Origin of the sequence: Methylobacterium variabile, from assembly GCF_001043975.1 — a bacterium.
Lineage (GTDB): Bacteria > Pseudomonadota > Alphaproteobacteria > Rhizobiales > Beijerinckiaceae > Methylobacterium > Methylobacterium variabile.
The window spans coordinates 1-553 of sequence record NZ_LABY01000413.1 but is presented as its reverse complement, the minus strand read 5'-3'; the positions used below and the strand labels follow the sequence as shown (position 1 = coordinate 553).

At 60.9% G+C, this 553-nt stretch carries 1 protein-coding gene; it reads left to right on the top strand.

Annotated elements, in window-relative coordinates:
• Positions 1-239: 239 nt before the first annotated feature.
• Entirely contained in the window at positions 240-494 is a 255-nt protein-coding gene (locus VQ02_RS33590; protein ID WP_048448618.1) for an acyl carrier protein, read from the top strand.
• Positions 495-553: the final 59 nt, after the last annotated feature.

Sequence of the window (553 nt, the reverse complement as noted above, 5' to 3'; positions counted from 1 at the left end):
GCGGAGCGAAATCCGTAAGCTTTACAGAATTCTGTCCCAACGTCCGCGCCGCGATTTGCCAGCCGTTAAGCTGTTGAGAGTTGAGTGGCGGACGAGGTGTCGAATCGGAGCGGCCCGTCCCGCAGTGAAGCGGGATTTTCTCAAAAATAGACATCCGAAAATTTACCAAATTTTGTGGCCGACATTGCATTTTCATCTGCCGGATGCGACCCGTGTCTCACGAAGGAAGGTGGAGCCTCATGGTCGAAATCTCTGAAATCCGTGACGTGCTGAAGTCGCTGGAATCGCTCAAGGGCATCGTCGACGGCCTGTCGGACGACGACGACCTGTTCGAGAAGGGTCTCGATTCCTTCGGCTCGGTGCAGCTGATGCTGGCCCTGGAGGAGCGGTTCGACATCGAGTTCCCGGACTCGGCGCTCGGCCGGCGCTCGTTCTCGACCATCCGCATCATCCGGGACACCGTGGCGGGCTTGCGCCAGCAGGAGGCCGCATGAACATGCACGTCGAGGTCGCCGCGACGGTGCCCGTCGCGGCGACGGCGGGCGCCCCCCCA

Coding starts and splice junctions, on each gene's coding strand:
- VQ02_RS33590 (WP_048448618.1), top strand. CDS start 240: ATGGTCGAAATCTCTGAAATCCGTGACGTGCTGAAGTCGCTGGAATCG.